Genomic DNA, 25,199 nt, shown 5'->3' with positions numbered 1-25,199 from the left:
CCAGTGGCTAGGTGACCGTGTGAGTATTTCTTGTGATGGCGCCAGTAACCTTCGTTGTTTGGTAACGGGGGCAAATGGGTTTATTGGCACTGCGTTGGTCAAATATTTACGGCAGCGTGGTATGTCAGTGCGGGGAGCTGTGCGTCAGTTACCTGATTGTCCAGGGGACTGGATTAAGATCGAGGGTCTCACGAGTAATACGGATTGGCGACCAGCACTCTCTGGCTGTGATGTAGTTATTCACACCGCTGGGCGCGCGCACGTAATGAAAAGGCAGCCGATTGATTCACTGGCGCAATTTCGTGTGGTCAATGTTGATGGGACCTTGGCATTGGCTCGGCAAGCGTTAGAGGCGGGTGTTCGACGTTTTGTTTTTATCAGCTCAATTGGTGTCAATGGTCCGAGTAGTGTTCTTGGTCCCTATACTGAGCAAGATCTACCTGAGCCTCAAGCGTATTACGCGCAATCAAAACTTGAAGCCGAGATGGCACTGCAGGCGCTTGTAAGCGGGCGCGATATGGAGCTGGTTATAGTTCGTCCGCCCCTTGTTTACTCAGCACACGCGCCTGGGAATTTTTCTCGGTTGCTGAAGCTCGTAAGTCTTGGCATACCTCTGCCTTTTGCGCGGGTGAAGAATCTTCGCAGTATTATTTCCTTAGAGAACTTGCTGGATTTTTTATACTGCAGTGTTGTTCATCCGTCTGCTGCGAATCAGCTGTTTTTAGTGGCTGATGGTCATGATTTGAGCATTGCTGAACTTATCGAGTATCTTGCTGAGGGTATGGGGCGCAGGGTTCTCATGCTTCCCGTTTCCCCTGCCTTAATGAAATATGCAGCAAAAACTCTTGGGGTTTATTCCCAATACCAGCAGCTTTGCGGCGACCTTCAGATCGATATAGGCAAGGCCCGTACGGTGCTGGGTTGGCAGCCGCCGGTTGCAGCGTCTACCGCTCTAAGAGAAAGTGCTAGTGGCTATCTGGATCATAGAAAATGATATTAGCTGTGGTATGTGTAGTTACTTTTATCGCTGCGTTGTTGGCTACAGGCCTTTTGCGGCGTTACGCCATAGCACGTAGCTTGATGGACATCCCCAACTCACGTAGTTCCCACTCTGCACCAACCCCTCGCGGGGGTGGTGTTGCTATTGTTTTTTGTTTTTTGATTGCTTTATTTATGCTGTTTCAAATGGGCTATGTAGAGTGGGCGTTATTTTGCGCGCTACTAGGTAGTGGTAGTGGTGTTGCATTGTTAGGGTTCCTTGATGACCATGGTCATATAGCTGCGCGTTGGCGATTATTAGGCCATTTTATTGCGGCTGGTTGGGTGCTATTTTATCTGAGTGGATTGCCGCCGATTCTAATGCTTGGCGTTACTTACGACCTTAAATGGTTTGGTTATTTGATTGGCGCGTTTTATCTCGTATGGATGCTTAATCTCTATAATTTTATGGACGGTATTGATGGGCTCGCCAGCGCAGAGGCTATTAGTGTGTGTCTCGGCGCAGCGCTTATCTATATTGTTTTGGGGTATATAAATCACAGTGCCGTATTGCTGGTTATGGCTTCTGCAGTAGGTGGCTTTATCTGGTGGAACTTCCCCCCAGCCAAAATTTTTATGGGCGATGCCGGTAGTGGATTTCTTGGGATTGTCTTGGCGTGTTTTTCTCTACAGGCAGGTTGGCTCTCCGCCACGCTTGTATGGAGCTGGTTGATTCTACTTGGAGTGTTTATTGTCGATGCAACTTGGACGTTGCTATGCCGTTTACTCCGGGGTGAGGCTTTATATGAGGCGCATCGCAGTCATGCTTATCAGGTTGCATCACGTCGGTACGGACGGCATCTTCCTATAACATTTGGTGTTTTACTCATTAATTTATTTTGGTTGACCCCTTGGGCTTTAGTTGCTGCCACCGGTTATATCGATGGTGTGCTGGCGTTATTGTTGGCTTATTCTCCGTTGTTGGGGTTGGCTATATTTTTCAATGCGGGCCAACAGGAGAATCAAGCATGAGGGTAGATTACGTTCTGCCGCTTGGGGGGAAGTTCAATGCTGCGTAAACGCTTGTTGAAATTACCGCGGCGTATGAAACGTAGTCTTCAGGTGGTGACAGATGTAATACTCATTTGGGCGGCTCTGTGGCTCGCTTTTGTTTTGCGCTTAGGCTTCGATTCGCGCATTGATCCGTTGGGTCAACACGCCTGGTTGTTCTTGGCTGCACCGTTGATCGCTATTCCCATATTTATTCGGCTTGGATTGTATCGTGCTGTCATGCGCTATTTTGGCAATGATGCACTGATAACTATTTTCAAAGCCATATCCTTGTCAGCGTTGCTTATGGCTTTGACTATTTACTGGTACCGGCCGACAGTTCTTGTTCCTCGATCTTTGGTCTTTAATTACTGGTGGCTTAGCCTGCTTCTGATTGGCGGGCTGCGTTTACTTATGCGTCAGTATTTTATGGAGGGATGGGCGTCTGTGAAGCAGCAGCTACCTTTCATTCCACGTAATGACGGTTTTTTGAAAGTTGCTGTATATGGTGCTGGGGCTGCAGGAAACCAGCTCGTAACTGCCTTGCGGGCAGGGCGAATTATGGAACCTGTAGCATTTATCGATGACGACGATGGAATCGCTACGCGCATTGTTTCAGGTTTGCAGGTTTACAAGCCTAAGCATATTCAGCAGATGATCAAAGAAACCGGTGCTCAAGAAATTCTGCTGGCTATTCCGTCTGCTAGTCGTGCCAGGCGTCGAGAGATTTTAGAGTTCCTTGAGGTACTTCCTCTTCATGTGCGTTCTGTTCCTGGTTATATGGACTTGGCGACTGGACGTGTGAAGGTCGAAGATATTCAAGAAGTTGATGTTGCTGACCTGTTAGGGCGCGATACAGTTCCACCGCAGCGCGATCTTTTTGAGCGCTGCATTGCTGGGCAGTCCGTCATGGTCACGGGCGCAGGTGGCTCCATTGGCTCTGAGCTGTGCAGGCAGATTCTTGGTAGTAGCCCAACCGCTTTGATTATTTTTGATCATAGCGAATTTAACCTTTATAGCATTCACGCGGAACTGTTGGTGCGTATAAACCGAGAGCGCCTCAGCGTAAGGCTTGTTCCGATACTTGGTTCTATCCGTAATGATTCGCGATTGTCTGATCTTATGCGCGTCTGGTCGGTTGATACTGTTTATCATGCGGCTGCATATAAACACGTGCCGATGGTTGAGCATAATATTGCGGAAGGGTTATTAAACAACGTTTTGGGTACATTGAATGTGGCTCAGTCTTCTATTAGAGCTGGAGTTAAGAATTTTGTACTGATTTCAACGGATAAGGCTGTACGCCCGACAAATATTATGGGCAGCACTAAACGTCTTGCCGAAATGCTTCTGCAGGCGCTGAGCTATGAGACTATGCCACGCTTGTTTAATGATGAGAGCGCTGTGCACATAAGCCAGACGCGCTTCACCATGGTCCGTTTCGGCAATGTACTAGGGTCTTCCGGTTCCGTTATCCCGCTGTTTCACGAGCAAATTCGCCGCGGTGGCCCGGTAACTGTCACACATCCGGACATTACCCGTTATTTTATGACCATTCCCGAAGCTGCGCAGCTGGTGATTCAGGCAGGTGCCATGGGGCAGGGCGGGGATGTGTTTGTGCTCGATATGGGGCAGCCGGTGAAAATTGCCGAGCTGGCCGAGAAAATGATTCATCTGAGTGGTTTGAGCGTACGCTCCGAAAAAAACCAGCAGGGTGATATTGCTATCGAGTTCACCGGTTTGCGTCCTGGAGAGAAACTCTACGAAGAGCTGCTGATCGGCGATAACGTCAGCCCCACTGAGCACCCGATGATCATGCGAGCCAATGAAGAGCATTTACCATGGGAGGCTTTCAAGGGGCGCCTGAGTGAGTTGCTGGATGCGGTAGAGCATGATGACTATGAACGCGTACGTCAGTTGTTGTGCGAGACGGTTAGCGGCTACAAACCAGAAGGTGAGATTGTCGACTGGATTCATTCGAAGCGACGTATGGAACCATAGAGTTATTCAGCCCTTCAGGCAGGACCGCGTCAGGGGGGCGCATAGGGTTATTTGACAAGTGCATAGCAGCAGCTAATTTTCAGAGCGTGGAGAGGAAATCCCACGTCGATGAAAACTAACGAAAGGATGCACTACATGCTAAAAGCCAAACTGTCTTCTCTGTTGTTCGCTGTTCTTGCTTCCATGTCCCTGGTGGTTTCCGCCGCTGAAACGCAGGCCCAGCCAGCGCCCGCTATTGAGTCAGCTGAAGTGGCTCCGGTCGGTAAGGTCAATCTCAATACGGCTGACGCGGCCACTCTGCAGCGTGAGCTGTTGGGGATTGGTGAGGTCAAGGCGCAGGCGATTGTTGCTTATCGTGATGAGCACGGTGACTTTGCTTCGGTGGATGAGCTGTTGGAAGTGAAGGGTATTGGTGAGGCAACGCTGGAGAAGAATCGCGACAAGTTGAGTATTAACTAACGCGTTCAGTTGTTTTAATTAAGGCCGGTTATTAACCGGCCTTTTTGCTTTCTGAATATCATGTTTTTAATACTTTTGCGTGTTATGTGTTTGCCATAGGGCGCTGATTAACAGCGAGGCAATTTATGTTCTGGTTGGCTGTTGCAGCAGATGCGGTGGTGGTTGTGCATCTGCTGTTTATTCTCTTTGTGGTATTGGGCGGTTTGCTGCTGTGGCGTTGGCGTAGCGTGGTCTGGTTGCATGTGCCGGCGGCTTTGTGGGGCGTGTTGGTGGAACTGATGCATTGGCCCTGTCCGCTGACGCCACTGGAGCACAGCCTGCGCTTGGCTTCAGGGCAGGCGGGATACTGCGGTGGTTTCGTTGAGCACTATTTGCTGCCGATCATTTATCCGACTGGGTTGACGCCGCAGATTCAGACTGGTTTGGGGCTGTTCGTTCTGCTGCTCAATGGCCTGATTTATGGCGTGTTGCTTTGGCAGCACTGGCGGCGGCCGTGAGTTGAGCTTAGGCCGCCTTATTCAGTTGAATGATGGTATGCGGGCAAGATAATTTCCCCAGCTACACTGGCCCCATCAACCACAGCATCACAAGGCAGCTTTCCTATGCAAAATCGCATGATGATCACCGGCGCGGGTTCAGGTTTGGGGCGAGAGATTGCCCTGCGTTGGGCGCGTGAGGGCTGGCAGTTGGCGCTGTCGGATGTCAACGAACCTGGCCTGGCGGAAACCCTGCAGATGGTGCGTGAGGCTGGCGGCGATGGCTTCACTCAGCGTTGCGACGTGCGTGATTACAGCCAGCTGACGGCCTTTGCCCAGGCTTGCGAGGAGAAGTTCGACGGCATTGATGTGATCGTCAATAACGCCGGAGTGGCCTCTGGCGGTTTCTTCAGCGAGCTGTCGCTGGAGGATTGGGATTGGCAGATTGCGATCAACCTGATGGGCGTGGTTAAGGGTTGCAAGGCCTTCCTGCCGCTGCTGGAAAAGAGCAAAGGCAAGATCGTCAATATCGCCTCCATGGCGGCCTTGATGCAGGGCCCGGCGATGAGCAACTACAACGTGGCCAAGGCCGGCGTTGTGGCGCTGTCGGAAAGCCTACTGATTGAGTTGAAGATTTATGAAGTGGGCGTGCATGTGGTGTGCCCTTCGTTTTTCCAGACCAATTTGCTGGATTCCTTCCGCGGCCCGACGCCGGCGATGAAGGCGCAGGTTGGCAAACTGCTGGAGAGCTCGCCGATCAGTGCCGCAGAGATTGCCGACTACATCTACCAAGAGATTAGCAAAGGCGAATTTATGATTTTGCCCCATGAGCAAGGTCGCATGGCCTGGGCATTGAAGCAGAAAAATCCGCAGCTGCTGTACAACGAAATGACGACCATGGCCGACAAGATGCGTGCGCCGCGCGCTAAGTGAAAGGCTGCGCCGAAGTGGATTAGTTGACTTAACGGTCAACTTAATCACCGTTCGGGGTTGTCTGTGATGAGCTTGCGCTCTAAGGTTTGCGGTCATGTCGGCATGGCCGCGAAACTGATGGATTTACTGTGAAACCTTTCCCGCGGGCCATGCTGTTGCTGGCCCTGATCTTGGCCGCAATCAACCTACGGCCAGGCATCACTTCCCTGGCGCCACTGATCGAGCGGATTGCCGAAGAGCTGGCCTTGAGCCGCAGCCTGATAAGTCTTACTACTGCCTTGCCGGTGTTGTGCATGGGCTTGCTGGCACCTTTTGCGCCGCGCCTTGCCGTGCGTTTGGGCTTAGAACGTACCATCGCCTTGTGCCTGGCGGTGATTGCGCTGGCGCTGCTGTTGCGTGCGGTGGGGCATGCAAGTGCGATTTTGATTGGCAGTGCGGTGTTGCTCGGTGCGGCGATTGCGGTTGCCGGGCCTTTGCTGTCGGGCTTTATTAAACGGCACTTTGCCGGACGCATGGGTAGTGTGGTGGGGTGGTACTCGCTGAGCATGGCGATTGGCGGTGCCGGTGGTGCGGTACTCACGGTGCCGGCCACGCAATGGCTGGGCGATGACTGGACCTATGGCCTGGCCATCTGGGCATTGCCGGCGGTGGTCGGGCTATTGCTCTGGCTGTGCCTACCTAACCGTGTCGAAGCCGAGAGCGAGGAGGGCGGTTTGGGCTTGCCCTGGCGGCAGCCGCGCGCCTGGCTGATCAGCGCGTTCTTTGCCATTCAGGCCGGCTTATTTTATGCCCTCGCCACCTGGGCCGTGGCGCGTTATCACGAAGCCGGCCTGAGTCTGATGCACAGCAATAGCCTGTTCAGCGTGTCGATGCTGATGGGTTTGCCCAGCTCATTTCTACTGCCCTGGCTGGCTCAGCGTTTCAAGAACCGCTACCTGCTGCTGGTGGGGTGTGGGCTGTTGTCATCTATCAGTCTAGCGATGATCACCTTTCAGCCGTCGGTGCTGCCTGAGCTGTGGGCGGTCACTATCGGCTTTGGTCTGGGCGGCTCCTTTGCCTTATCACTGGTGCTGCCGTTGTATGAGGCGGGCTCGCCACTGGCGGTCAGCCGCTGGACGGCGATGATGCTGTGCATGGGTTACTGCATTGCGTGCCTGACCCCGGTGCTGACCGGCCTGGCGCGCGACCTGGCAGGCAACTACCAATTGCCATTTATGGTGCTGACGGTGCTGGCGGTATTGATGACGCTGCTGGCCTGGACGATGCGCCGCGGACCGAAGCGTGCCCACGGTTGATGCTTATTTGGCAGCAGTTCCTTCCTTGGCCAGGACGGCTGTGATAGAAGGCAGCCTTGATTTGTTGGAGTGCCTGCGTGGAGTCCGAATCCATCGTTTATGGTTGCATCCGTGACTGGCCGTCTGACAGTCCGGCGGAAAGCCGCTTGCGTCGCGAAATTAACCGTCAGGTGCTCGATGAGCTACCAGTGGGCGATGCCTGGAGTTTTCTTGGGCGGGAGATGTTTGCCTGTTGCGAGCAGCCGGGCGATGGCCTGTACCAGACCCAGGTGATCCACTTCGGTGCCAGCTACCGCACCGTGGAATACGAGTGGAACCTGTGGATCAAGCAATTCGAGGCACTGCTCAAACGCCTGTATTGGGCCAGCGCAGTGGTGCACTTGGAAACCGAACTGAACGGCACGCACACCTTTCGCTGGGAGTCGGATAGCGGCTTTCACAGCCCGCAGGAAGGTGAGTTGCGCGTGCGTTGCGCGTGGGAGCGTGAGGGCGGTCTGCGCGGTTAGCCGGCCTTAATCCTCAAGAGCTTCAAGCGCATCCAGCCATTCTTTTGGCACATCGCGTTTCAGTGCCAGTTGGCATTGCTGGCTTTCCGCATCAAATACGATTACCGCCTGGCCGTTGCTCAGGGCGTGGCGTACTCGTTCGATACGCGTATCCAGCGGGGTTTCGTCGCCATTGTCGGTGCCGTCACGGGTGACGAAGTCTTCGATCAGGCGGGTCAAGGTGTCAGCTTCGAGCAGGTGATAAGGGATCAGCATGGTAAGGCCTCCAGAGCGCAGCGCGGATGCTAACGCGCGTGGCTCGGCCTGGCCATGTTTGCCTACGTTACTGGGCGGATGGCTCTGTTGGCTGTAGATACGCCTCCAGAGTGCTGTACAGCTTGGCACTGTCCAGCGGTTTGCCAAGGAAGTCATTCATGCCAGCGTCTGCGCCATGCTGGCGGTGCTCATCGAGGATATGCGCAGTCAAGGCAATGATCGGTACGGCTGGCAGGTTGTACTGACGCTCCAGGCGACGTATTTGCCGAGTGGCTTCGAAGCCGTCCATCTCTGGCATTTCGCAGTCCATCAGGATCAGTTGCGTGGCATTGGGGTCGCGCTGGTACTCATTGAGGGCGGCCAGGCCGTTGGTCACCAGGCGCACGTTGTAGCCGCGCTTTTTCAGAAAGCCCTGCACCACCAGCTGATTTACCGGGTTGTCTTCGGCCACCAGGATGCACGGTGCGTTACCGCTGTCGCTGTGGGTTTTCGGCAGTGGTTTGATCTCAGCAACGCGCGGCTCTTCATAGAGCTCCAGGAGTGCACTGCGCAGCGCATTGATCGCCAGCGGTTGCGGCAGGCCAAGCAAGCGCAGGCCAGCGGAGCTGGGCAATTGCTGGCATTGTTCCGGTGCACAAAGTAGCAGCGCGCGTTGCCCTGGCTGTAATAGCGGGCGCAGCGAATCCAGCCAGTGCTGGATGCTGCCCGGCCAGGGTGCCATCAATACCAGCAGTGGCGGGGCGGCAAAATCTTCCAGATAGCCGAGCAGGGTCTCCGGGTTTTGACAGCGTTCGGTGCGCATGCCCCAGCGGCCCAGCAAGCGGCTCAAGGCGTCCAGTCCGAGGCCGTCGAGGGAAGTGAGCAGCGCGGTACGGCCCTTGAGCAGTTCGCGCAGCGGGTCGGCTGGCAAGGGCTCTTCGGCTTGCGGGATGTCGAAGGCGAAGCGTGTACCCTGACCCGGAGTGCTCTGCACTTCGATGCGGCCCCCCATCATTTCCACCAGCTCCTTGCTGATTGCCAGGCCCAGGCCGCTGCCGCCGTAACGGCGGGTGGTGCTGGAGTCGCCCTGAGCGAAGGATTCGAATAGCTGGGTCAGGGCCTGATCGCTAATGCCGATACCGCTGTCACTGATGGCAAACACCAGATGCGGTTTGCCTTGAGAATCATTGCGGCGGCAAACATTCAGCGCCACATGGCCTTCGGCGGTGAATTTCAGGGCGTTGCTGAGCAGGTTCATTAGCACCTGCTTGAGCCGCGTCGGGTCGCCTTGGGCGCGGCGCGGTACGCCACTTTCCAGGCTGACGTAGAGGCGCAGGCGCTTGTCTAGGGCTTGGCCGGTGAACAGGCTGAGCGTGTCGGAAATCAGTTCTTCCAGGTCGAACTCGATATGTTCCAGGCTGAGCTTGCCGGATTCGATGCGCGCGTAATCCAGGATGTCGTTGATCACCGCCATCAGTGAACTGCCGGAGCTGGAAATGGTATCGACATAGAAACGCTGGCTGCGGTCCAGTGAGGTTTCCTTGAGCAGCTGCAGCATGCCCAGTACGCCATTGAGCGGGGTGCGGATCTCGTGGCTCATCTTGGCCAGAAAGCGGCTCTTGGCCAGGCTCTCGATTTCCGCCTGCTCGGCAGCGCGGCGCGACTGGAAGCCTTCCTCTTTGAGCAGGTTGATGCGGTCGGCCAGGCCGATGGACAGGGTGATCAGCTCGATGGTCACGCCTATCTTCACGGCTGTAGCGCCGAACACACCTAATACTTCCAGTCCCAGCGAGCCGGTGGTGGCCTGGATAAACGCAAACAGCAGGATGGCCCAGGCCAGGGTGTAGTAAGAGCCGTACCGCACCCCGCGGCGCCAAACATAGAGACCGGTGAGCAGCAGTGCCAACGACACCAGCGAGACGGTGACGCTGGCCAGAATATTCCAGGCATTGAAACCGATCAGTGGCACCGCCAGCAGGCAGCCGGCACAGGCCAGCATCAATAAGCGCAGACCGGTATCCAGGCGCGGGAAATATTGCGGCGCATGCAGAAAGTGCCGGCTGAACTGAATAGCCGTCAGGCAGTGCAGGTACATCAGGATGTAGATGCTCACCGACTGGAACGCTACATGCTCGGGCAGCAGTTTGAACAACATGCCATCGAAGCAGGCAGCCAGCAGACCGACGTTGAGGTTGTAAGCCAGGTACCAGAAGTAGGCTGATTCACGTAGGGAGATAAACAGGAATAGGTTGTAGCAGAACATCGCAAACAGCACGCCATAGAACGCGCCATTGAAGCCCATGAGGTTTTCTTGGGCTGCGGCACTGGCCTGGTAGGTGCTGAAAAACAGCGGCATAAAGATCGTGCTGGTGGTTTTGACCCGAACCAACAGGGTGCTTTCACCGGGTGCCAGCTCAAGCGGAAACCAGAAGTTGCGCACCTGTACCGGGCGCTGGGAAAAGGCATAGCGGTCGCCGCTTTCCTGCATCTGCCACTGGCCATCGGTAGTAGACAGAAACACCTGCAGGTGATCGAGCAGCGGGTAGTTGATTTCCAGATAGCCGGCCAGGCTCTGCGCCAAGCTGTTATTCAGCCGTACTTTGAACCACCAGACCGAATCATTTTTGCCGAGGTTGGCGTGTTCGCCCTTGGTTGGGATAAAGCGCTCATCAGCCAGCGTGCCAACCTGTTCGACGCTTAGCTCACCCTGCGGGTCTTCCAGATAGGCCATGGATGAGCCGAGGGACAGGCGCAGGTCGGTGTTGTCCAGTGTGGCAGGCAGCAGTGCCCATGCCGGCCCGCACAGCCAGAAAAGCACCACCGCCAGGCATATCCGAGGCATTCACCGACCTCAATACTTTTATATGAGGCCTGATCCGGCCCCGCGTCATGCTGTCACTTTGCCCGGATGCGCGCAGCCCTTCAAGCGTCCTGATCACGTGGCCGCAACAGGCTATCTACAGTCGGGACGCGGGTATCACTTTCCATCTGTGCATCGTGCTCCAGTTGATGGCTGAAGCGCTCTAGCGAGCCCTGTGCCGGCTGGGCGTCGCTGGAGAATACCGGTGGGCTGAGCACGTAAGCGGCAAGCAACCGACTAAGGGCTTTAAGACTGTCGATATGGGTGCGTTCATAGCCGTGGGTGGCATCGCAGCCGAAGGCCAGCAGGGCGGTGCGGATATCGTGGCCGGCGGTCACTGCCGATTGTGCATCACTGTGGTAATAGCGAAATAGATCGCGGCGTACCGGGATCTCATTTTCGGTAGCCAGGCGCAGCAGCTGGCGTGACAGGTGATAGTCATAGGGGCCGCCGGAGTCCTGCATGGCCACGCTCACGGTGTGTTCGCTGGATTGCTGGCCCGGAGCAACTGGGGCGATATCGATGCCGACGAATTCGCTGACATCCCAGGGTAAGGCGGCGGCTGCACCGGAGCCGACTTCCTCGGTGATGGTAAACAGCGGGTGGCAGTCGATTTCTGGCTCCAGACCGCTTTCCTTGATGGCCTTGAGCGCTGTTAACAGAGCAGCAACCCCAGCCTTGTCGTCCAGGTGGCGGGCACTGATATGGCCGCTCTCGGTGAACTCGGGCAGTGGATCGAAGGCGACAAAATCGCCCACCGAGATACCCAGCGACTCACAGTCGGCACGGGTGCTGCAGTAAGCATCCAGGCGCAGTTCGACGTGGTCCCAGCTGATTGGTAACTGGTCAACGGCGGTGTTGAAGGCGTGTCCCGAAGCCATTAGTGGGAGCACGCTGCCGCGAATCACGCCGTGATCGGTAAACACGCTGACGCGGCTGCCTTCGGCAAAGCGGCTCGACCAGCAGCCGACGGCGGCCAGACCCAGGCGGCCGTTGTCCTGTAGTTCGCGAACAATCGCACCAATGGTGTCAAGGTGCGCAGAAACCGCGCGGTCCGGGCTGCTCTGCTTGCCTTTAAGTGTGCCGCGAATGGTGCCGCGTCGGGTCATCTCGAAGGGGATGCCGATCTCTTCCAGGCGCTCGGCGACATAGCGCACGATGGTGTCGGTAAAGCCGGTGGGGCTGGGAATGGCGAGCATTTCCAGCAGCACCTTCTGCAGATAGACGAGGTCGGGTTCGGGGAGTTGCTGCATGGAGTCTCCTCTACGGCGATTGTGCCCCTCTGCGTTATCGGAGAGGGGCTGGGGACGTGGTTAGCTGGGTGTCTGGCTCAAGGGGAATAGCAGGTCGATAAAGCGCTCTGCCGTGGGTTGTGGTTGATGATTGGCCAGGCCGGCGCGTTCGTTGGCTTCGATAAACACATACTCAGGCTGGTCGGCTGCGGGCACCAGCAGGTCGAGGCCGACTACCGGGATATCCAAGGCACGGGCGGCTTTTACTGCGGCGTCGGCCAGCACGGGGTGGAGGATGTCGGTGACATCCTCCAGGCTACCGCCGGTGTGCAGATTGGCGGTCTTGCGTACGGCGAGACGCTGTCCAGCTGCGAGCACGCTGCTGTAGTCGACCCCGGCGGCATGCAAGGTACGCAGGGTTTCTGCATCTTTGGGGATGCGGCTTTCGCCTTCGGTGGCGGCTTGCCGGCGACGGCTTTGTGCGTCGATCAACTCGCCGATACTGTGCAGGCCATCGCCGATCACTTCGGCTGGGCGGCGAATGGCGGCGGCGACCACGGCAAAGCCGATCACCAAAATGCGCAGGTCGTAGCCTTGGTGAAAACTTTCCAGCAGCACGCGGCTATCGAAGCTGCTGGCGCGCTCGATGGCATCCTGCACATCCAGCGATGTGCGCAAGTCCACTGCAACGCCCTGGCCCTGTTCACCATCCACAGGTTTGACCACCAAGCTGCCGTGTTCGGCGAGGAAGGCGGTATTTTCCTCAGCACTGCCGGCCAGGCGCTGGGCTGGCAGGTGTAGGCCGACGCGGGCCAGGGCGCGATGGGTCAGGCGCTTGTCCTGGCACAGGGTCATGCTTACTGCGCTGGTCAGGTCACTCAGCGATTCCCGGCAACGAATGCGCCGGCCGCCGTGGTTTAAGGTGAACAGGCCGGCGTCGGCGTCGTCCACCTGCACTTCGATGCCGCGGCGCAGCGCTTCATCGACGATGATTCGTGCGTAGGGGTTCATCGGTGTATGCGGGCCGGGGCCGAGGAACAGCGCTTCGTTGATGCCATTTTTGCGCTTGATGCTGAAGGTCTGCAGCTCACGAAAGCCCAGCTTGGCATACAGCCCTTTGGCCTGTTCGTTATCGTGCAGCACGGACAGGTCCAAGTAGCTCAGGCCGCGGCTCATAAAGTGTTCGATCAGGTGGCGTACCAGCACTTCACCGACCCCCGGCCTGCTGCAGCGCGGATCGACGGCCAGGCACCATAGGCTGCTGCCATGGTCCGGGTCCTGGTAGGCCTTGTGGTGGTTGAGGCCCATAACGCTGCCAATCACCGCGCCGCTGTCTTCATCTTCAGCCAGCCAGTACACCGGCCCGCCCAGGTGGCGTGGGGTGAGTTTCTCTGGCTCGATTGGCAGCATCCCGCGTAGCTGGTACAGGCTGTTGATCGCTTGCCAGTCCGCCTCATTCTGTGCGCGGCGTACCCGGTAGCCACGAAAGCCACGGCGTGCCTGACGGTAGTCGGTAAACCACAGGCGTAAGGTGTCGGATGGGTCTAGAAACAGCTGCTGCGGTGCCTGCGCGAGCACCTGATGTGGGGCTGCGACATATAAAGCAATGTCGCGCTCGCCCGCCTGCTCGGTCAGTAAGTCGCTGGCCAAGGCGGCTGCATCTGGGTAAGTGTGGCCGAGCAGCAGGCGACCCCAGCCACAATGCACCGCTTTGGGCTGGCCCAGATGGCTGCCGGGTGCTTCGGCAAAGCGTGCTTGCAGGCGCTCGTAGGAGGGCGTCTGGCCGCGTAATAGACGTTGGTTGATGGCAGTGGCGCGCATGGGAAATTCCCTCGTCCTCTATCGCTACACCCGGTCTGCGCCGGGGTGTGGGTTGAGCCGTGACAACCCCGAATTAGATCCGGGCTATGGCTATGCCGCAGTCGGCGTAGGGGCGCTTTATATTGCCACCCTACGCACTACTGATTCTTACAGGCCGTGTTCGTTCAACCATAGGTTGAGCGCAGCCATCTGCCACAACTTGGAGCCCCGCAGCGGAGTCAGCTGGCCATAGGGGTCGCTCAGCAGACGATCAAGCATGGCCGGGTTGAACAGGCCGCGATCCTGGCTCGGGTCAAGCAATAGATCGCGTACCCAGCCTAGAGTTGCACCTTCCAGATGCTTGAGGCCAGGCACTGGGAAGTACCCCTTGGGTCGGTCGATCACCTCACTGGGGATTACCTGACGTGCGGCTTCCTTGAGCACATGCTTGCCGCCGTCGGGCAATTTGAAACGCCCAGGAATGCGCGCCGATAGCTCGGCTAGGCGGTAATCGAGGAACGGTGTACGCGCTTCCAGGCCCCAGGCCATGGTCATGTTGTCGACCCGTTTGACCGGGTCATCGACCAGCATCACCGTACTGTCCAGACGCAGGGCTTTGTCCACGGCAGCAACGGCGCCGGGCTGGGCGAAGTGTTCGCGGACAAAATCGCCGGCAGCATCGCCGGTCAGCCAGGCGGGCTGCACGCAGGCGGCGTATTCGTCATAGTCACGGTCGAAGAACGCCGCGCGGTAAGCGCTGAAGGCATCTTCGGCGGCGTCCACCTGGGGGTACCAGTGATAGCCGGCGAATAGTTCGTCGGCGCCCTGGCCGCTTTGCACCACCTTGCAGTGCTTGGCAACCTCGCGTGACAGCAGATAGAAGGCGATGCAGTCGTGGCTGACCATCGGCTCGCTCATAGCGCGAAACGCCGCTGGCAGCTGTTCGAGAATTTCGTGCTCGCCAATGCGTAACTGGTGATGCTGAGTATTAAAGCGTTCAGCGATCAGGTCGGAATATTGGAACTCATCACCGCGTTCGCCACCGGCATCTTGAAAGCCGATGGAGAAGGTCGACAGGTTTTCCACCCCAGCTTCACGCAGCAGGCCAACCAGCATGCTCGAATCGACACCACCCGAAAGCAGCACGCCAACATCTACAGCGGCGCGCTGGCGGATCGAAACGGCCTCGCGCATGCCATCGAGTACGCGTTCTTTCCATTCATCTAGGCCAAAGCTGATTTCATCACGTTGCGGGCCGAACTGCAGGCTCCACCAGGTTTTTTGCTCGCAGTTGCCCTGGGCGTCGATGCGCATCCAAGTGGCTGGTGGCAACTTCTCTACGCCAGCCAGTAGGGTGCGCGGCGCCGGGACCACGGCGTGGAAGTTCAGGTAGTGATTGAGCGCGATTGGATCGAGGGTTTTGCCAATATCACCACCGGCCATCAGGGCCGGCAGGCTGGAGGCAAAACGCAGGCGTTGGCCGGTGCGCGACAGGTACAGCGGTTTGACGCCAAGGCGGTCGCGGGCAATGAATAGCTGCTGGCTGTCACGCTCCCAAATGGCAAAGGCGAACATGCCATTGAGCTTTGGCAGCAGGTCTGTACCCCAGGCGTGATAGCCCTTGAGCAGCACTTCGGTGTCACCACCAGAGAAAAAGCGATAACCCAGCGCCTTGAGCTCGTCACGCAGTTCCGGGTAGTTGTAGATAGCGCCGTTGAAGACCATGGACAGGCCAAGATCGCTGTCGATCATCGGTTGGCCTGACGCTTCGGCGAGATCCATGATCTTCAGCCGACGATGGCCAAGGGCAAGCGGCCCTTGACTGTGGAAGCCATGCGCGTCGGGACCGCGCGGGGCTAGGTGATGGGTGATCCGCTCGACTGCAGCCAGGTCGGCCGGTCGTTGATCAAAGCGTAGTTCTCCAGCTATTCCGCACATAATTTTCCTTACCGGTATTGCCGTTGGGGAGTAGTCCGGGCTAGCCGAACCTTTTACAGAAGAACAAAAAAATGCTTTGATGTCAAAGCTTAATGGCGATTAAAAAGGTGATTATGCTAGTTAAAAAGGTTTCTACTGAAATAGATTTGTCATCTGTTTCTGTTTTTGAGTTGCCGTTGTTTCAGGCGCTGCGACGCCTGCAGCAGGCAGGTGAAGTGCATGCCAAGCGGGTGAGTCGTTTTGGTGGGCTGACGCCCATGCACTTGCTGATTTTGCAGGTGCTAGCGGGGGAGAAGCGCCTGACGGCCAGCGACTTGAGTGGCCGGGTCAGCCTGACGGCTGCGACCTTGTCAGGCATGCTTGATCGGTTGGAGGAGCGCGGCTTGCTGCAACGTCAGCGTGATGATCAGGACCGTCGTAAGCAATGGTTGTTGCTTAGCGAACCTGGTCGGGCGCTGGTGCAGCAGGCCCCGAGCTTGCTGCCGCCGGAGTTTGTGCAACGCTTCGCGGGGCTCAGCGATTGGGAGCGCTACAGCCTGACTGCCGCGCTATTACGTGCAGCCGAGCTGTGCGGTGAAATGGAGTGAGCTTAGCGAGTGCTGCTGGCCTTGGGTTGGCGATAGAGGTCGAGCAACACTTGGTCGAGAATCGACGAGGCACCCCATGGGCGTGGGTCGTTGAGAATCGCGACAACGGCCCAGCTGTTGCCATTGCTGTCGCGGCTGAAACCGGCGATAGCGCGTACGTTATTCAGCGTACCGGTCTTGATCCGCGCCTCGCCCACCAGCGGGGTGCGATGCAGGCGTTTACGCATGGTGCCGTCCATCGCCACCAGTGGCAGCGAGGCCATAAATTCGGCGGCGTAAGGGCTTTTCCAGGCAGCCTGCAACAGTGCGGCCATCTCCCGTGCGCTAACTCGTTCTGCGCGTGACAGCCCGGAGCCGTTCTCCATCACCAGGTGCGGCGCAGTAATGCCTTTACGCGCCAGCCAGCTGCGAATGACCCGTTGTGCGGCTTTGCTGTCGTCCTGATCGGCGGAGTTGCGGAACTGCGCGCCGAGGCTCAAGAACAGTTGCCGGGCCATGGTGTTGTTACTGTATTTATTGATGTCGCGGATGATCTCGGTCAGGTCCGGCGAGTAGGCGCGGGCTAGCAGGCGGGCCTTCTCCGGAACCGGGGCGAGGCGATCCTTGCCCATGATGCTACCGCCCAGTTCCTGCCAGATGGCGCGGATTGCACCGGCGGCGTAGCTCGGGTGGTCGAGCAGCGACAAATAGGTTTGCGAGCTGCAGCCTTCGGCCAGCTTGCCGGTCACAATGACCGTGGTGCCGTCGAATTCGGTGACCGGGTTGTAGCGCACATCCGGCCAGCCTGGGCATTTGGCTGCCGGCAGGGCTTTGACGCGGTTGTCGATGCGGATATCAGCAATCGGCGGCTCGGCGGCGATATGCACCTTGCCACCCTCAGCGCGGGCGATAAAACGCAGGGCCTTGAGGTTGACCAACAGCGAGTCGGGCGTCACCAGAAACGGTTTGTTGGCGTCGCCGCCGTCGTCATTGAAGCTCGGCAGTTGCGGTTGTACGAAGTGGCTGCGGTCGAGCACCAGATCGCCCGTGACCTGCAGCACGCCGTTGGCCCGCAGGTCGCGCATCATCAGCCAGAGCTTTTCCATGTTCAGCTTGGGGTCGCCGCCGCCCTTGAGGTACAGGTTGCCGTTGAGCACGCCGTTCTTCAGTTGGCCGTCGGTGAAAAACTCGGTTTTCCACTGGTGAGTCGGGCCGAGCAGTTCAAGCGCTGCATAGGTGGTGACCAGCTTCATGGTGGAAGCTGGGTTGACGGAGATGTCAGCATTGAAAAAGGTGCTGTTGCCAGGGCCGTTGAGCGGCACGGTGACTACCGACAGCGACTGGCTGCTGATCTTGTTGGCTTTCAGCGATTGCTGAACCTTGTTTGAGATACCGCTCGTGGCGGCTGCCAGTGGCAGACAAACGGGTAATAGCAGGCCGGCGATGGCCAGGTGACGCAGGGTTTTGATCATGGGGCGGCTACCCTCCAGCTGAGGGACAAAGGTGACGCGAGGCATGTAAAGAGGTTCCGTCGCGGATTGAGAATATGTTGGCAATTATGCCCCAATACAGTTCCAGCTGAATGGCAGTAAATGGCATCGGCCGGGATTTTTCGTGGGCTATCGACTGACCTGTCGTCTTCGAGGCGGGCGCGCAAGCCGCGAAACTGCTAGAGTGCCGCGCGTTATCACTTTTGAGGATTGTTCCATGGCTACTAACCGTTCCCGCCGTCTGCGCAAAAAACTCTGCGTGGATGAATTCCAGGAGCTGGGTTTTGAGCTGAACCTGAACTTCAAGCAAGACCTGGCTGATGAAGCCATCGACAGCTTTCTTGAGCAGTTCCTGCGTGACGCCATGACCGCTAACGGCCTGGGCTATGTCGGCGGCGATGACTTCGGTCTGGTGTGCCTGGGCAAGCGTGGCTCGGTCAGTGAAGAGCAGCGTGCAGCCGTTGAAGCCTGGCTGAAAGGCCGTGACGAGCTGGTGGATTTCACTGCCAGCCCACTGATCGATGTCTGGTATCCAGACAACGCGATCAATCAGGCCTGATGCTGTAAGCGGGGTATGCGCCACGCATACCCCGTTGTTGTTCCCCCTCTATTCGCTCAGGCCCGCCTTGGCCAGCAGCGCAGCGTTATCGACCTGATCAATCTGCTCTCGACGTAGAAAGCGTTCGGCGTAGCTGAGGTAGATCTTTTCCCGTACGAACAGTCCGAACAACTCGGGGTCGATGTGCGCGCCTTTGCACATGCCCGCCATGATGTTCAGCGATTCGGACAACAGCTTGCCCTTTTTGTAGGGGCGATCCACGGCGGTCAGCGCTTCGAAGATATCGGCAATCGCCATCATCCGTGCCGGCAGGCTCATGTCCTCGCGCTTCAGGCGTTTCGGGTAGCCGGTGCCGTCCATTTTTTCATGGTGACCGCCAGCGATCTCGGCAACATTGGCCAGGTGCGCGGGGAAGGGCAGATGGCTGAGCATGCGGATGGTCTGCACCATATGGCCGTTGATGATAAAGCGCTCTTCGTTGGTCAGGGTGCCGCGGCGAGTACCGAGGTTATAGACCTCACCACGGTTGTGTTTGTAATGCGGCACGTCCAGCTTGAAGCCCCAGGGGTTGTCGTCGGCAATCAGTTCGCTTTCGGGGCGTTCGATTAGGTGTTCAGGTTTGTCGCTGAGCAGCGCTTCCTGCACCGGTAACGCCGGAGCCGGCGTGCGTGACTGGCGCAGGTTTTCTTCCCAGGACACGCCCAGGCGATCATCCAGGGTGCGCGTCCAGGTGCGTGTTGCGATGCTGTGCAAACGCTCCAGGTCGGCGTCGGCCATCGCTTCACCGCCTAGGTTGCAGCGGGCGATAAAGGCGAATTCATCATCCAGAGTGGCTAGCAATTCATCGCGCGCCTGGCCGAGGCTCGTGGCCTCACCACCCAGGCTGAGGTGTTCCCAGTAGCTGATCCAGGCATCGCGTTTGAGCACCTCGAAGCGCATACGCACTTCATGGATGCGGTCGTAAATGGTCTCCAGCTTGGTGGCTTTGTCCACCACGTACTCGGGCACGGTGACCTTGCCGCAGTCATGCAGCCAGGCAGCGATATGCAGGGCTTCCCATTCTTCTTCACTGGGCTGGTAATCGCGGAACGGCGCTTCGTCGCTTGCCGCAGCGGCGCGGGCGAGCATCAGAGTGACTTCCGGTACGCGCTGGCAGTGGCCACCGGTATAGGGACTCTTGGCGTCGATGGCACCGGCGATCAGTTGGATAAAGGCGTCGAGCAGTTTCTTCTGTTGATCGAGCAGGCGCTGGCTCTCGATGCACAGCGCGGCAACGCCGGATACGGCCTCGACATAGGCGATGCGCTCAGGGCGCAGCATGGCCAGATCAGCTTCATCACCGGTGTCGCGGTGCAGTAGTACCAGCACGCCCAGAGTCTGGCCTTGGCGGTTATGCAGGCCAGTGCAGACCAGGTGCGCGCGTGGGCTGTCGAGGGTGTGCAGCAAGCTTTGGAAGCCCTGCGCATGCTCGAAGCCGAGCGCCACGGTGACGCTGGGGCCGCCCGTAGCCGTTTCCCCAAGCCAGTCGGGCAGGGTTGGGTCGCTTGGATCGAAGCTGGGGATGCGGTGTTCTTCCAGATTGTGTTGCAGCTCGTTGATAAACAGGCCGTGCGGTTCGAGACGGCCACTGCTGCTGTCGCGCAGATAGAGCAGGCCGCCGCTGGCTTCGCTGAGGTCGACGGTTTCGCGCAGCACTCGGCGCAGCAGTGCATCGAAGCGGGTTTCCGCCGAGAGCGTGGCGGCAATGTCGAGGAAGCTGGAGATGGTCTCTTTCATCCGTCCCATCGATACCGCCAGCTGGTCAACTTCCTTGACGAAGGAGCGACCACTGGCCGGGTAATCGAAATTGAAGCTGCGAATAGCTTCGGCCTCACCGACCAGCAAGCGCAGCGGTTTGACCAGAATATTGGAGAGCAGCCAGCCAATAGGGATGCACAGCAGCAGAATGCCCAGGGTCAGTACTGCGCCCTGCCAGCGAATGCGGTAGGCATCGGCCAGCAGCTCGCTTTCCGGGGCCAGCAGGGCCAGGCGCAACCCTTGGGGGCCGCCTTCGCTGAACTGGCTGTAGGAAATTTGCCAACGTTGCTTGTTCAGGCGCACGGCGCCCTGACGATCCTCAATCAGACCGAGGGCGAGAAAACTGGCAAGCACCGGGCTGAGGTCTTTGACCTGCGCCAGTTGCAACTTTTCTCCGGGAATCACCAGGCGTGCACTGTCCGGGTAAGCAACCGCGCTGCCGTCGGGGCTGTACAGCACCACTTCGGTGGAAGGTGTCAGGCGATGTCCGGCCAGGGTGGCTGAGAGGTCATCAAGGGTCAGGTCGGCGCCTACCACCGTGGTTTCGCTGCTTTTGCGGGCGATGGTGGTGCCGATTTCCCCAGTGGAGAAGAAGGCATAGGGCGCTGTGGTGAAGTGTTTCTGGCTCTGCAGTGCACTGTTGTACCAGGGCCGGGTACGTGGATCGTAGGTCTCCTTGAGGTTCTGCCGCCGGCTGATCGGTTGCAGCTGCGCGTCGAAGAACAGGTATTCAGAATCCAGGCGTTGCTCACTGATGCGGTCGATACTCCACACCTGATACGCCGCGTTGTCGGGAGCAAAGAAAATCTGCCGCAGTTTTTCACTGCGTAGCGGCCGCACCATAAAGAAGCTGCCGTCGGCATAGCCGACATAGATTGACGCCAACTTGGGGTTGTCGCGCAACGCTTGGCTGAAAACCGGCAGCATGATCATGCGCTCATGGCGGTCGCGGCCATTGATCTGCTCGTTACGCGTCAGCAGATTGATCATGTTACGAATGGGTTGGTAGGTATTGCGCAAATCCGCTTGGACTTCCTTGCGCATCTGGCTGAACAGCTGGTCGCTGCTGCTGAGGATGATGCTACTGGTTTGCTGGTAGTTGAAAAATCCCAGCACCACACCCGAACCCAGCAACAGCAGGGTGAACAGCACGCTGATATGGATATGGAGCGGAAAACGTCGTTCCTTGGACCTTGCTGTCTGCTGCATCCGCGCATGCCCTTGTATGCCCTGACTAAGCGCAAAGCATAGTGGAGCCTTACGTGCTTTGCCGTTGCGCGGATACAGGTTTTTTGCGCTGCAGCAGCTCTAAATTGGGTCTGTGCTGTGCTTGGTTTTTTGCAGGTTGTGCCGGTGTTCGAGCCAGCGCTCCAGACCATATACCAACAGCGCTACCAGCAAGGCCAGAGCTACGCCGATCAGGCTGTTGAACAGGCGCACCTGCGGCAGTTGCCAGTCATGCGCCAGGCTTTCGGCCAGCAGCACGAAGCACACCGTGGTCTGCAGCACAAACAGGCCGTAATGGTTGGCTTGCAGGGCGCGGCTAAGGGCGATCAGCGGTAGTAATGTGGCGACCATCAGCGCCGGATTTTGCATGCTGTGTCCGAGCAGAATCAGCAGTGCGGCCGCACCCAGACTGGCGAGAATAGATTGCACGGCGCGTACCAGGCTGCCCTGGAAATCCAACTGCAAGGTGGTGACCACGGTCAGTGTCAGCCAGTAGCCACGGTGCAGCTCGGCCAGGTTGACGATCAGCCCGGAGAGAGCGAATGCCAGGGTGCAGCCCAGTGCATGCAGCCGCCACTTCTGTTGTGGCAAGCGTTTGGCGTGGCGCTTGAGCACTTTGAAGATGCTGATAAAACGCGGCATGTACGGCCACATGCGCAGGCCATGCATGCCGCGCAGCCCGAAGGCCAGCAGCATCACCCAGAGGCCGCCGAGGATAAACAGCGCGGCAATCGCGTAGGGGTTGTTCAGGCTGCCCAGGCCGTACTGGCCTTGGCCCAGGCATAGGCAGATGGCCAGACCGATGCCTAGCTTGCCAGCTTCGCTGCCAAAACGTTGCAGCCAAGCGAGGAGGAAGCCGAACGCGGCGAAGATCAGCAAACTCGCGTAGGCATGCTCGGCGGACCAGAAGCCCAGCCCGGCGCTACAGGCGCCCAGCCCGCAAAGCATCAACATCCGCAGCATGCCCAGACGGTGCAGCGGGCTGGCCTGCGCCGCCTGGAAGGCACCCGCCGACGCCCAGAGAAAGCCCGGGTGAGCGCTGAACAGCCCGAGCAGCAGCGGCAACGCACAGCCGAAACCAGCGACCATAGCCGGCCCCCAGGCAGGGGGGCCGGCATGCCAGCTGAAGGTTTGTCGCAATAGGCTATTCATGGCTTATACCGGGCTTGAACGGCCCGTCATCTCACGAGCCATTTCAGTAGCGTAGCTGTCAGTCATGCCGGCGATAAAGTCGATCATGCGCAGGAATGAGCGATACAGCGGCCAGCTTGGGTCGGGTGCGTTATTGCCGAGCAGGTCGAGGATACGGCGGTTCTTGAACGATGGCGTGCGCCCGCCATGCTGTTCCAGCGCTGCGCCGCAGAAGGCGTTGAGCAGAATTTCCAGGGTGGTGTAGGCGCCGATCTCGTGCAGGGTCTTGCGTTTGTCTTGGAATATTTTCTGCCGGGCCATGTCCTTGGCGCTCTGTACACAGCGCTTGGCGGTGCCGTGCATATGTTCGACCAGATCACCCTGCAAGGTGCCTTTGAGCAAGGCGTCCTGCTGTTCGACAAAGGCTTCGGCGGCGGCATTGGTCAGGTGTTCGATGGCCTTGCCGCGCAGAATGGCCAACTTGCGCCGCCGCGAATCCTGCGGTCCAAGTTGACGGTAGGTTTCCGGAATATCCTCGCCAACCAAGTTGAGCAACAGTGCTTCAACTTCGCTGTACTCAAGCAGCTCCATCTCCAGGCCGTCTTCCAAGTCAATCAGACCGTAGCAGATGTCGTCCGCAGCCTCCATCAGATAGACCAGCGGATGGCGTGCCCAGCGCTGTTCTTCCAGCTGCGGCAGGCCGAGTTTGCCGGCGATCTGCTCAAGCAGCGGCAGTTCGCTCTGGTAGCAGCCGAACTTGTGTTTCTTGTAGCCCAGGGCTTCGGCGTGGCGCGCGGTCCAGGGGTACTTCAGGTAGGTGCCAAGGGTTGCGTAGGTCAGCCGGGTACCGCCGTCGAACTGGTGGTATTCCAGCTGGGTGAGCACGCGAAAGCCCTGGGCATTGCCCTCGAAACTGAGGAAGTCACCGCGTTCGGCCGTGCTCATCGAATCCAGCCAGCCACGCCCGGCGGCTTGCTGAAACCAGTGACGGATGGCGTCTTCACCGGAGTGGCCAAACGGCGGGTTGCCGATATCGTGGGCCAGGCAGGCGGATTGCACGACCATGCCCATATCGCTTGGCTCGCACCAGTCTGGTAGAGCGTGGCGGATCATTTCGCCGACCCGCATGCCCAAGGAGCGGCCTACGCAGCTGACTTCCAGCGAATGGGTCAGGCGCGTGTGGATATGGTCGTTGCTCGACACCGGGTGCACCTGCGTCTTGCGCCCCAGCCGGCGAAAGGCGCCGGAGAAGATGATGCGGTCATGGTCTTTGTGAAACGGGGTACGGCCCAGTTCGGCGACGCTGTGCGTCGGCTTGCCGAGTCGTTCACGGTTGAGCAGGGTTTGCCAATCCAAGGTATGTCCTCGCCGTTACCTGGCTGTGGCAGCTAGCTTCGGGGTTCTATACCGACGATGCAAGGCGAGGTGCTGTTAAAAGCCGACGGCGTCAATGTCGATCAGTAGTAAGCGCTTGCCGTTGTCGATGAATTGCCCCGCAGTCAGGCAGTACTGGTTAGTGGTGGCATCGCGGTAGGTGCTGGAGAGAATCAGCCGGCGTTCCTCCCAGCCTTCGGCCAGCAACTGATAAAAGTACGGCCGCCATGACCAGTTATGCCCGACATAGCGCGCATCGTTGTGCCAGGCTTGTTCGCGCCATTCCAGATTGGCAGTCAGCTGGGTACCGTGGCGGTCGCACTGGAAGATACGCAGTAGCCAGGGATACGCGTGTGGTTGTGGCAGTTGTTCAGGGCGTGCGCCGCTTTCGACCCAGGCCTTGAAGCTGTTCATCAGTTCGCCGAGCTGCTGGCGCAGGGTCATCAGGCGTGCGCGCTCGGCGAGCTTTTGCTGCACATAGCAATCGCGCAACTGGGCGAAGCGTTTTACGAAGGCGTGGCTACTAAAAAATGCCTCTTCGGGTTTGGCAAACAAGTAGCCCTGTACATAACGTGCGCCGCACTCCAGGGCAAAATTCAGCTCGGCTTCGGTTTCCACGCCTTCAGCGATGATCCAGCAGCCGGTCTTTTCCGCCATCTGCGCCAGGGCTTTGACGATCTCGCTGCTCGGGCCACCCCGGGCGGCCTGCTGAAACAGGCGCATGTCCAGCTTGAGGATGTCAGGTTGCAGGGCCAGTACGCGATCGAGCTGTGAGTAGCCTGCGCCGAAGTCGTCGATGGCAATCCGTGCGCCTGCCTGCCGATAGCGTTGCACCACGCCCGGCAATCGTGCGCTGGCGCCGCCCAGTTCGGTGATTTCAAAGACGATACGTGCCGGATCGATGCCGCTGCGCTGCAGCTGTTTGAGGCTGGGCAAAGTTTGTTCCGGGCGCAGGCGGCTAATCCAGCGTGGTGAGATATTTAGGCTGAGAAACCAGTCTTGCGGGGCTTCATGAAAGCGTGCCAGGGCCTGTTCGCGCACCTCGCGGTCCAGTCGTCGTAGGGCGGTGGGTGAGGTTTTTGCATCACTGAACAAGGGGCCTGCTGAATGCAGCCGGCCATCTTCGCTGCGCAGCCGCGCCAACGCCTCGACACCGGCAATACGCCCGGTGGCGGTATCAATAAAAGGTTGGAAAACAGCAAGCGGTTGACCGTTGAACACTGCGCAGTTTCCTTAGCCTGGGAAGACGCCCTAGTGGGGCGGCGTAGCCTGGGAACTAAGCAAGATTGTGGC

The 25,199-nt window shown here is 58.2% G+C and carries 20 protein-coding genes; 10 read left to right on the top strand and 10 right to left on the bottom strand.

The features are described from left to right. Positions 1–19: 19 nt before the first annotated feature. From AACX99_RS04510 to AACX99_RS04475, 8 genes are all read left to right on the top strand, one after another. Positions 20–994 (top strand): NAD-dependent epimerase/dehydratase family protein, encoded by a 975-nt coding sequence (locus AACX99_RS04510; RefSeq protein ID WP_339409848.1) that lies wholly within the window; start codon positions 20–22, stop codon positions 992–994. Beyond that, a complete protein-coding gene (locus AACX99_RS04505) occupies positions 991–2,010 on the top strand; it encodes an MraY family glycosyltransferase (protein ID WP_339409847.1) in 1,020 nt (339 codons plus the stop codon). The genes AACX99_RS04510 and AACX99_RS04505 overlap by 4 nt, the downstream gene beginning before the upstream one ends. Positions 2,011–2,046: 36 nt before the next feature. Continuing rightward, positions 2,047–4,029: a polysaccharide biosynthesis protein gene (locus AACX99_RS04500; RefSeq protein WP_339409845.1), complete on the top strand. Its 1,983-nt coding sequence runs from the start codon at positions 2,047–2,049 to the stop codon at positions 4,027–4,029. A gap of 135 nt (positions 4,030–4,164) precedes the next feature. Next, positions 4,165–4,488 carry a ComEA family DNA-binding protein gene (locus tag AACX99_RS04495; RefSeq protein ID WP_339409843.1) on the top strand — a complete coding sequence of 108 codons (324 nt, stop codon included), beginning with the start codon at positions 4,165–4,167 and terminating at the stop codon, positions 4,486–4,488. A 125-nt stretch (positions 4,489–4,613) separates the two neighbouring features. After that, positions 4,614–4,985 (top strand): DUF2784 domain-containing protein, encoded by a 372-nt coding sequence (locus tag AACX99_RS04490; RefSeq protein WP_339409841.1) that lies wholly within the window; start codon positions 4,614–4,616, stop codon positions 4,983–4,985. A gap of 105 nt (positions 4,986–5,090) precedes the next feature. Next, positions 5,091–5,897, top strand: a complete 807-nt coding sequence (locus AACX99_RS04485) for an SDR family oxidoreductase (RefSeq protein ID WP_339409839.1) — start codon at positions 5,091–5,093, stop codon at positions 5,895–5,897. Between the two features lie 128 nt (positions 5,898–6,025). Further along, positions 6,026–7,192 carry an MFS transporter gene (locus AACX99_RS04480; RefSeq protein WP_339409837.1) on the top strand — a complete coding sequence of 389 codons (1,167 nt, stop codon included), beginning with the start codon at positions 6,026–6,028 and terminating at the stop codon, positions 7,190–7,192. Between the two features lie 77 nt (positions 7,193–7,269). Next, positions 7,270–7,698, top strand: coding sequence for a hypothetical protein (locus tag AACX99_RS04475; protein ID WP_339409835.1), 429 nt, complete (start codon positions 7,270–7,272; stop codon positions 7,696–7,698). Between the two features lie 6 nt (positions 7,699–7,704). Here the strand turns inward: AACX99_RS04475 and AACX99_RS04470 are convergent, their stop codons facing one another. The 5 genes from AACX99_RS04470 to AACX99_RS04450 all read right to left on the bottom strand — a co-directional run bounded on the left by AACX99_RS04470 (position 7,705) and on the right by AACX99_RS04450 (position 15,762). Beyond that, entirely contained in the window at positions 7,705–7,953 is a 249-nt protein-coding gene (locus tag AACX99_RS04470; RefSeq protein WP_339409834.1) for a YheU family protein, read from the bottom strand. A gap of 67 nt (positions 7,954–8,020) precedes the next feature. After that, positions 8,021–10,774 (bottom strand): hybrid sensor histidine kinase/response regulator, encoded by a 2,754-nt coding sequence (locus AACX99_RS04465; protein ID WP_339409833.1) that lies wholly within the window; start codon positions 10,772–10,774, stop codon positions 8,021–8,023. A gap of 80 nt (positions 10,775–10,854) precedes the next feature. Further along, positions 10,855–12,045: an osmoprotectant NAGGN system M42 family peptidase gene (locus AACX99_RS04460; protein WP_339409832.1), complete on the bottom strand. Its 1,191-nt coding sequence runs from the start codon at positions 12,043–12,045 to the stop codon at positions 10,855–10,857. 60 nt (positions 12,046–12,105) lie between these two features. Next, positions 12,106–13,845: an N-acetylglutaminylglutamine synthetase gene (ngg, locus tag AACX99_RS04455; protein ID WP_445261833.1), complete on the bottom strand. Its 1,740-nt coding sequence runs from the start codon at positions 13,843–13,845 to the stop codon at positions 12,106–12,108. 147 nt (positions 13,846–13,992) lie between these two features. Next, entirely contained in the window at positions 13,993–15,762 is a 1,770-nt protein-coding gene (locus AACX99_RS04450) for an N-acetylglutaminylglutamine amidotransferase (RefSeq protein WP_339409831.1), read from the bottom strand. A 113-nt stretch (positions 15,763–15,875) separates the two neighbouring features. Here AACX99_RS04450 and AACX99_RS04445 point away from each other — a divergent pair, with 113 nt between their 5' ends. Further along, positions 15,876–16,349 (top strand): MarR family winged helix-turn-helix transcriptional regulator, encoded by a 474-nt coding sequence (locus AACX99_RS04445; RefSeq protein WP_339409829.1) that lies wholly within the window; start codon positions 15,876–15,878, stop codon positions 16,347–16,349. Between the two features lie 2 nt (positions 16,350–16,351). Here AACX99_RS04445 and dacB read toward each other — a convergent pair whose 3' ends face one another. Then, positions 16,352–17,800 carry a D-alanyl-D-alanine carboxypeptidase/D-alanyl-D-alanine endopeptidase gene (gene dacB / locus AACX99_RS04440; protein ID WP_339410562.1) on the bottom strand — a complete coding sequence of 483 codons (1,449 nt, stop codon included), beginning with the start codon at positions 17,798–17,800 and terminating at the stop codon, positions 16,352–16,354. Between the two features lie 235 nt (positions 17,801–18,035). Between dacB and AACX99_RS04435 the strand changes: the two genes are divergently transcribed. Next, positions 18,036–18,377, top strand: coding sequence for a YggL family protein (locus AACX99_RS04435; protein WP_339409827.1), 342 nt, complete (start codon positions 18,036–18,038; stop codon positions 18,375–18,377). Between the two features lie 48 nt (positions 18,378–18,425). Here the strand turns inward: AACX99_RS04435 and AACX99_RS04430 are convergent, their stop codons facing one another. From AACX99_RS04430 to AACX99_RS04415, 4 genes are all read right to left on the bottom strand, one after another. Further along, the gene (locus tag AACX99_RS04430; protein WP_339409826.1) at positions 18,426–21,383 is read right to left on the bottom strand and encodes an HD domain-containing phosphohydrolase; all 2,958 of its coding nucleotides are present in this window, start codon (positions 21,381–21,383) and stop codon (positions 18,426–18,428) included. Between the two features lie 99 nt (positions 21,384–21,482). Further along, positions 21,483–22,553 carry an FUSC family protein gene (locus tag AACX99_RS04425; RefSeq protein ID WP_339409824.1) on the bottom strand — a complete coding sequence of 357 codons (1,071 nt, stop codon included), beginning with the start codon at positions 22,551–22,553 and terminating at the stop codon, positions 21,483–21,485. 3 nt (positions 22,554–22,556) lie between these two features. After that, positions 22,557–23,888: a deoxyguanosinetriphosphate triphosphohydrolase gene (locus AACX99_RS04420; protein ID WP_339409822.1), complete on the bottom strand. Its 1,332-nt coding sequence runs from the start codon at positions 23,886–23,888 to the stop codon at positions 22,557–22,559. Between the two features lie 75 nt (positions 23,889–23,963). Next, on the bottom strand, positions 23,964–25,127 hold the full coding sequence (locus AACX99_RS04415) for an EAL domain-containing protein (protein ID WP_339409820.1): 1,164 nt from the start codon (positions 25,125–25,127) through the stop codon (positions 23,964–23,966). Positions 25,128–25,199: the final 72 nt, after the last annotated feature.

This window comes from Pseudomonas sp. EA_35y_Pfl2_R5, from assembly GCF_963970805.1.
Classification (GTDB): domain Bacteria; phylum Pseudomonadota; class Gammaproteobacteria; order Pseudomonadales; family Pseudomonadaceae; genus Aquipseudomonas.
Note: the sequence above shows the minus strand (reverse complement) of the source record. Positions and strands in the feature narration are given on the sequence as shown.

Bases quoted from the DNA above. Each gene is read 5' to 3' on its own strand.
- AACX99_RS04485 (WP_339409839.1), top strand. From the start codon at position 5,091: ATGCAAAATCGCATGATGATCACCGGCGCGGGTTCAGGTTTGGGGCGA.
- AACX99_RS04430 (WP_339409826.1), bottom strand. From the start codon at position 21,383: ATGCAGCAGACAGCAAGGTCCAAGGAACGACGTTTTCCGCTCCATATC.
- dacB (WP_339410562.1), bottom strand. From the start codon at position 17,800: ATGATCAAAACCCTGCGTCACCTGGCCATCGCCGGCCTGCTATTACCC.
- AACX99_RS04465 (WP_339409833.1), bottom strand. From the start codon at position 10,774: ATGCCTCGGATATGCCTGGCGGTGGTGCTTTTCTGGCTGTGCGGGCCG.
- AACX99_RS04505 (WP_339409847.1), top strand. From the start codon at position 991: ATGATATTAGCTGTGGTATGTGTAGTTACTTTTATCGCTGCGTTGTTG.
- AACX99_RS04500 (WP_339409845.1), top strand. From the start codon at position 2,047: ATGCTGCGTAAACGCTTGTTGAAATTACCGCGGCGTATGAAACGTAGT.
- ngg (WP_445261833.1), bottom strand. From the start codon at position 13,845: ATGCGCGCCACTGCCATCAACCAACGTCTATTACGCGGCCAGACGCCC.
- AACX99_RS04460 (WP_339409832.1), bottom strand. From the start codon at position 12,045: ATGCAGCAACTCCCCGAACCCGACCTCGTCTATCTGCAGAAGGTGCTG.
- AACX99_RS04495 (WP_339409843.1), top strand. From the start codon at position 4,165: ATGCTAAAAGCCAAACTGTCTTCTCTGTTGTTCGCTGTTCTTGCTTCC.
- AACX99_RS04435 (WP_339409827.1), top strand. From the start codon at position 18,036: ATGGCTACTAACCGTTCCCGCCGTCTGCGCAAAAAACTCTGCGTGGAT.
- AACX99_RS04425 (WP_339409824.1), bottom strand. From the start codon at position 22,553: ATGAATAGCCTATTGCGACAAACCTTCAGCTGGCATGCCGGCCCCCCT.
- AACX99_RS04490 (WP_339409841.1), top strand. From the start codon at position 4,614: ATGTTCTGGTTGGCTGTTGCAGCAGATGCGGTGGTGGTTGTGCATCTG.
- AACX99_RS04470 (WP_339409834.1), bottom strand. From the start codon at position 7,953: ATGCTGATCCCTTATCACCTGCTCGAAGCTGACACCTTGACCCGCCTG.
- AACX99_RS04450 (WP_339409831.1), bottom strand. From the start codon at position 15,762: ATGTGCGGAATAGCTGGAGAACTACGCTTTGATCAACGACCGGCCGAC.
- AACX99_RS04445 (WP_339409829.1), top strand. From the start codon at position 15,876: ATGCTAGTTAAAAAGGTTTCTACTGAAATAGATTTGTCATCTGTTTCT.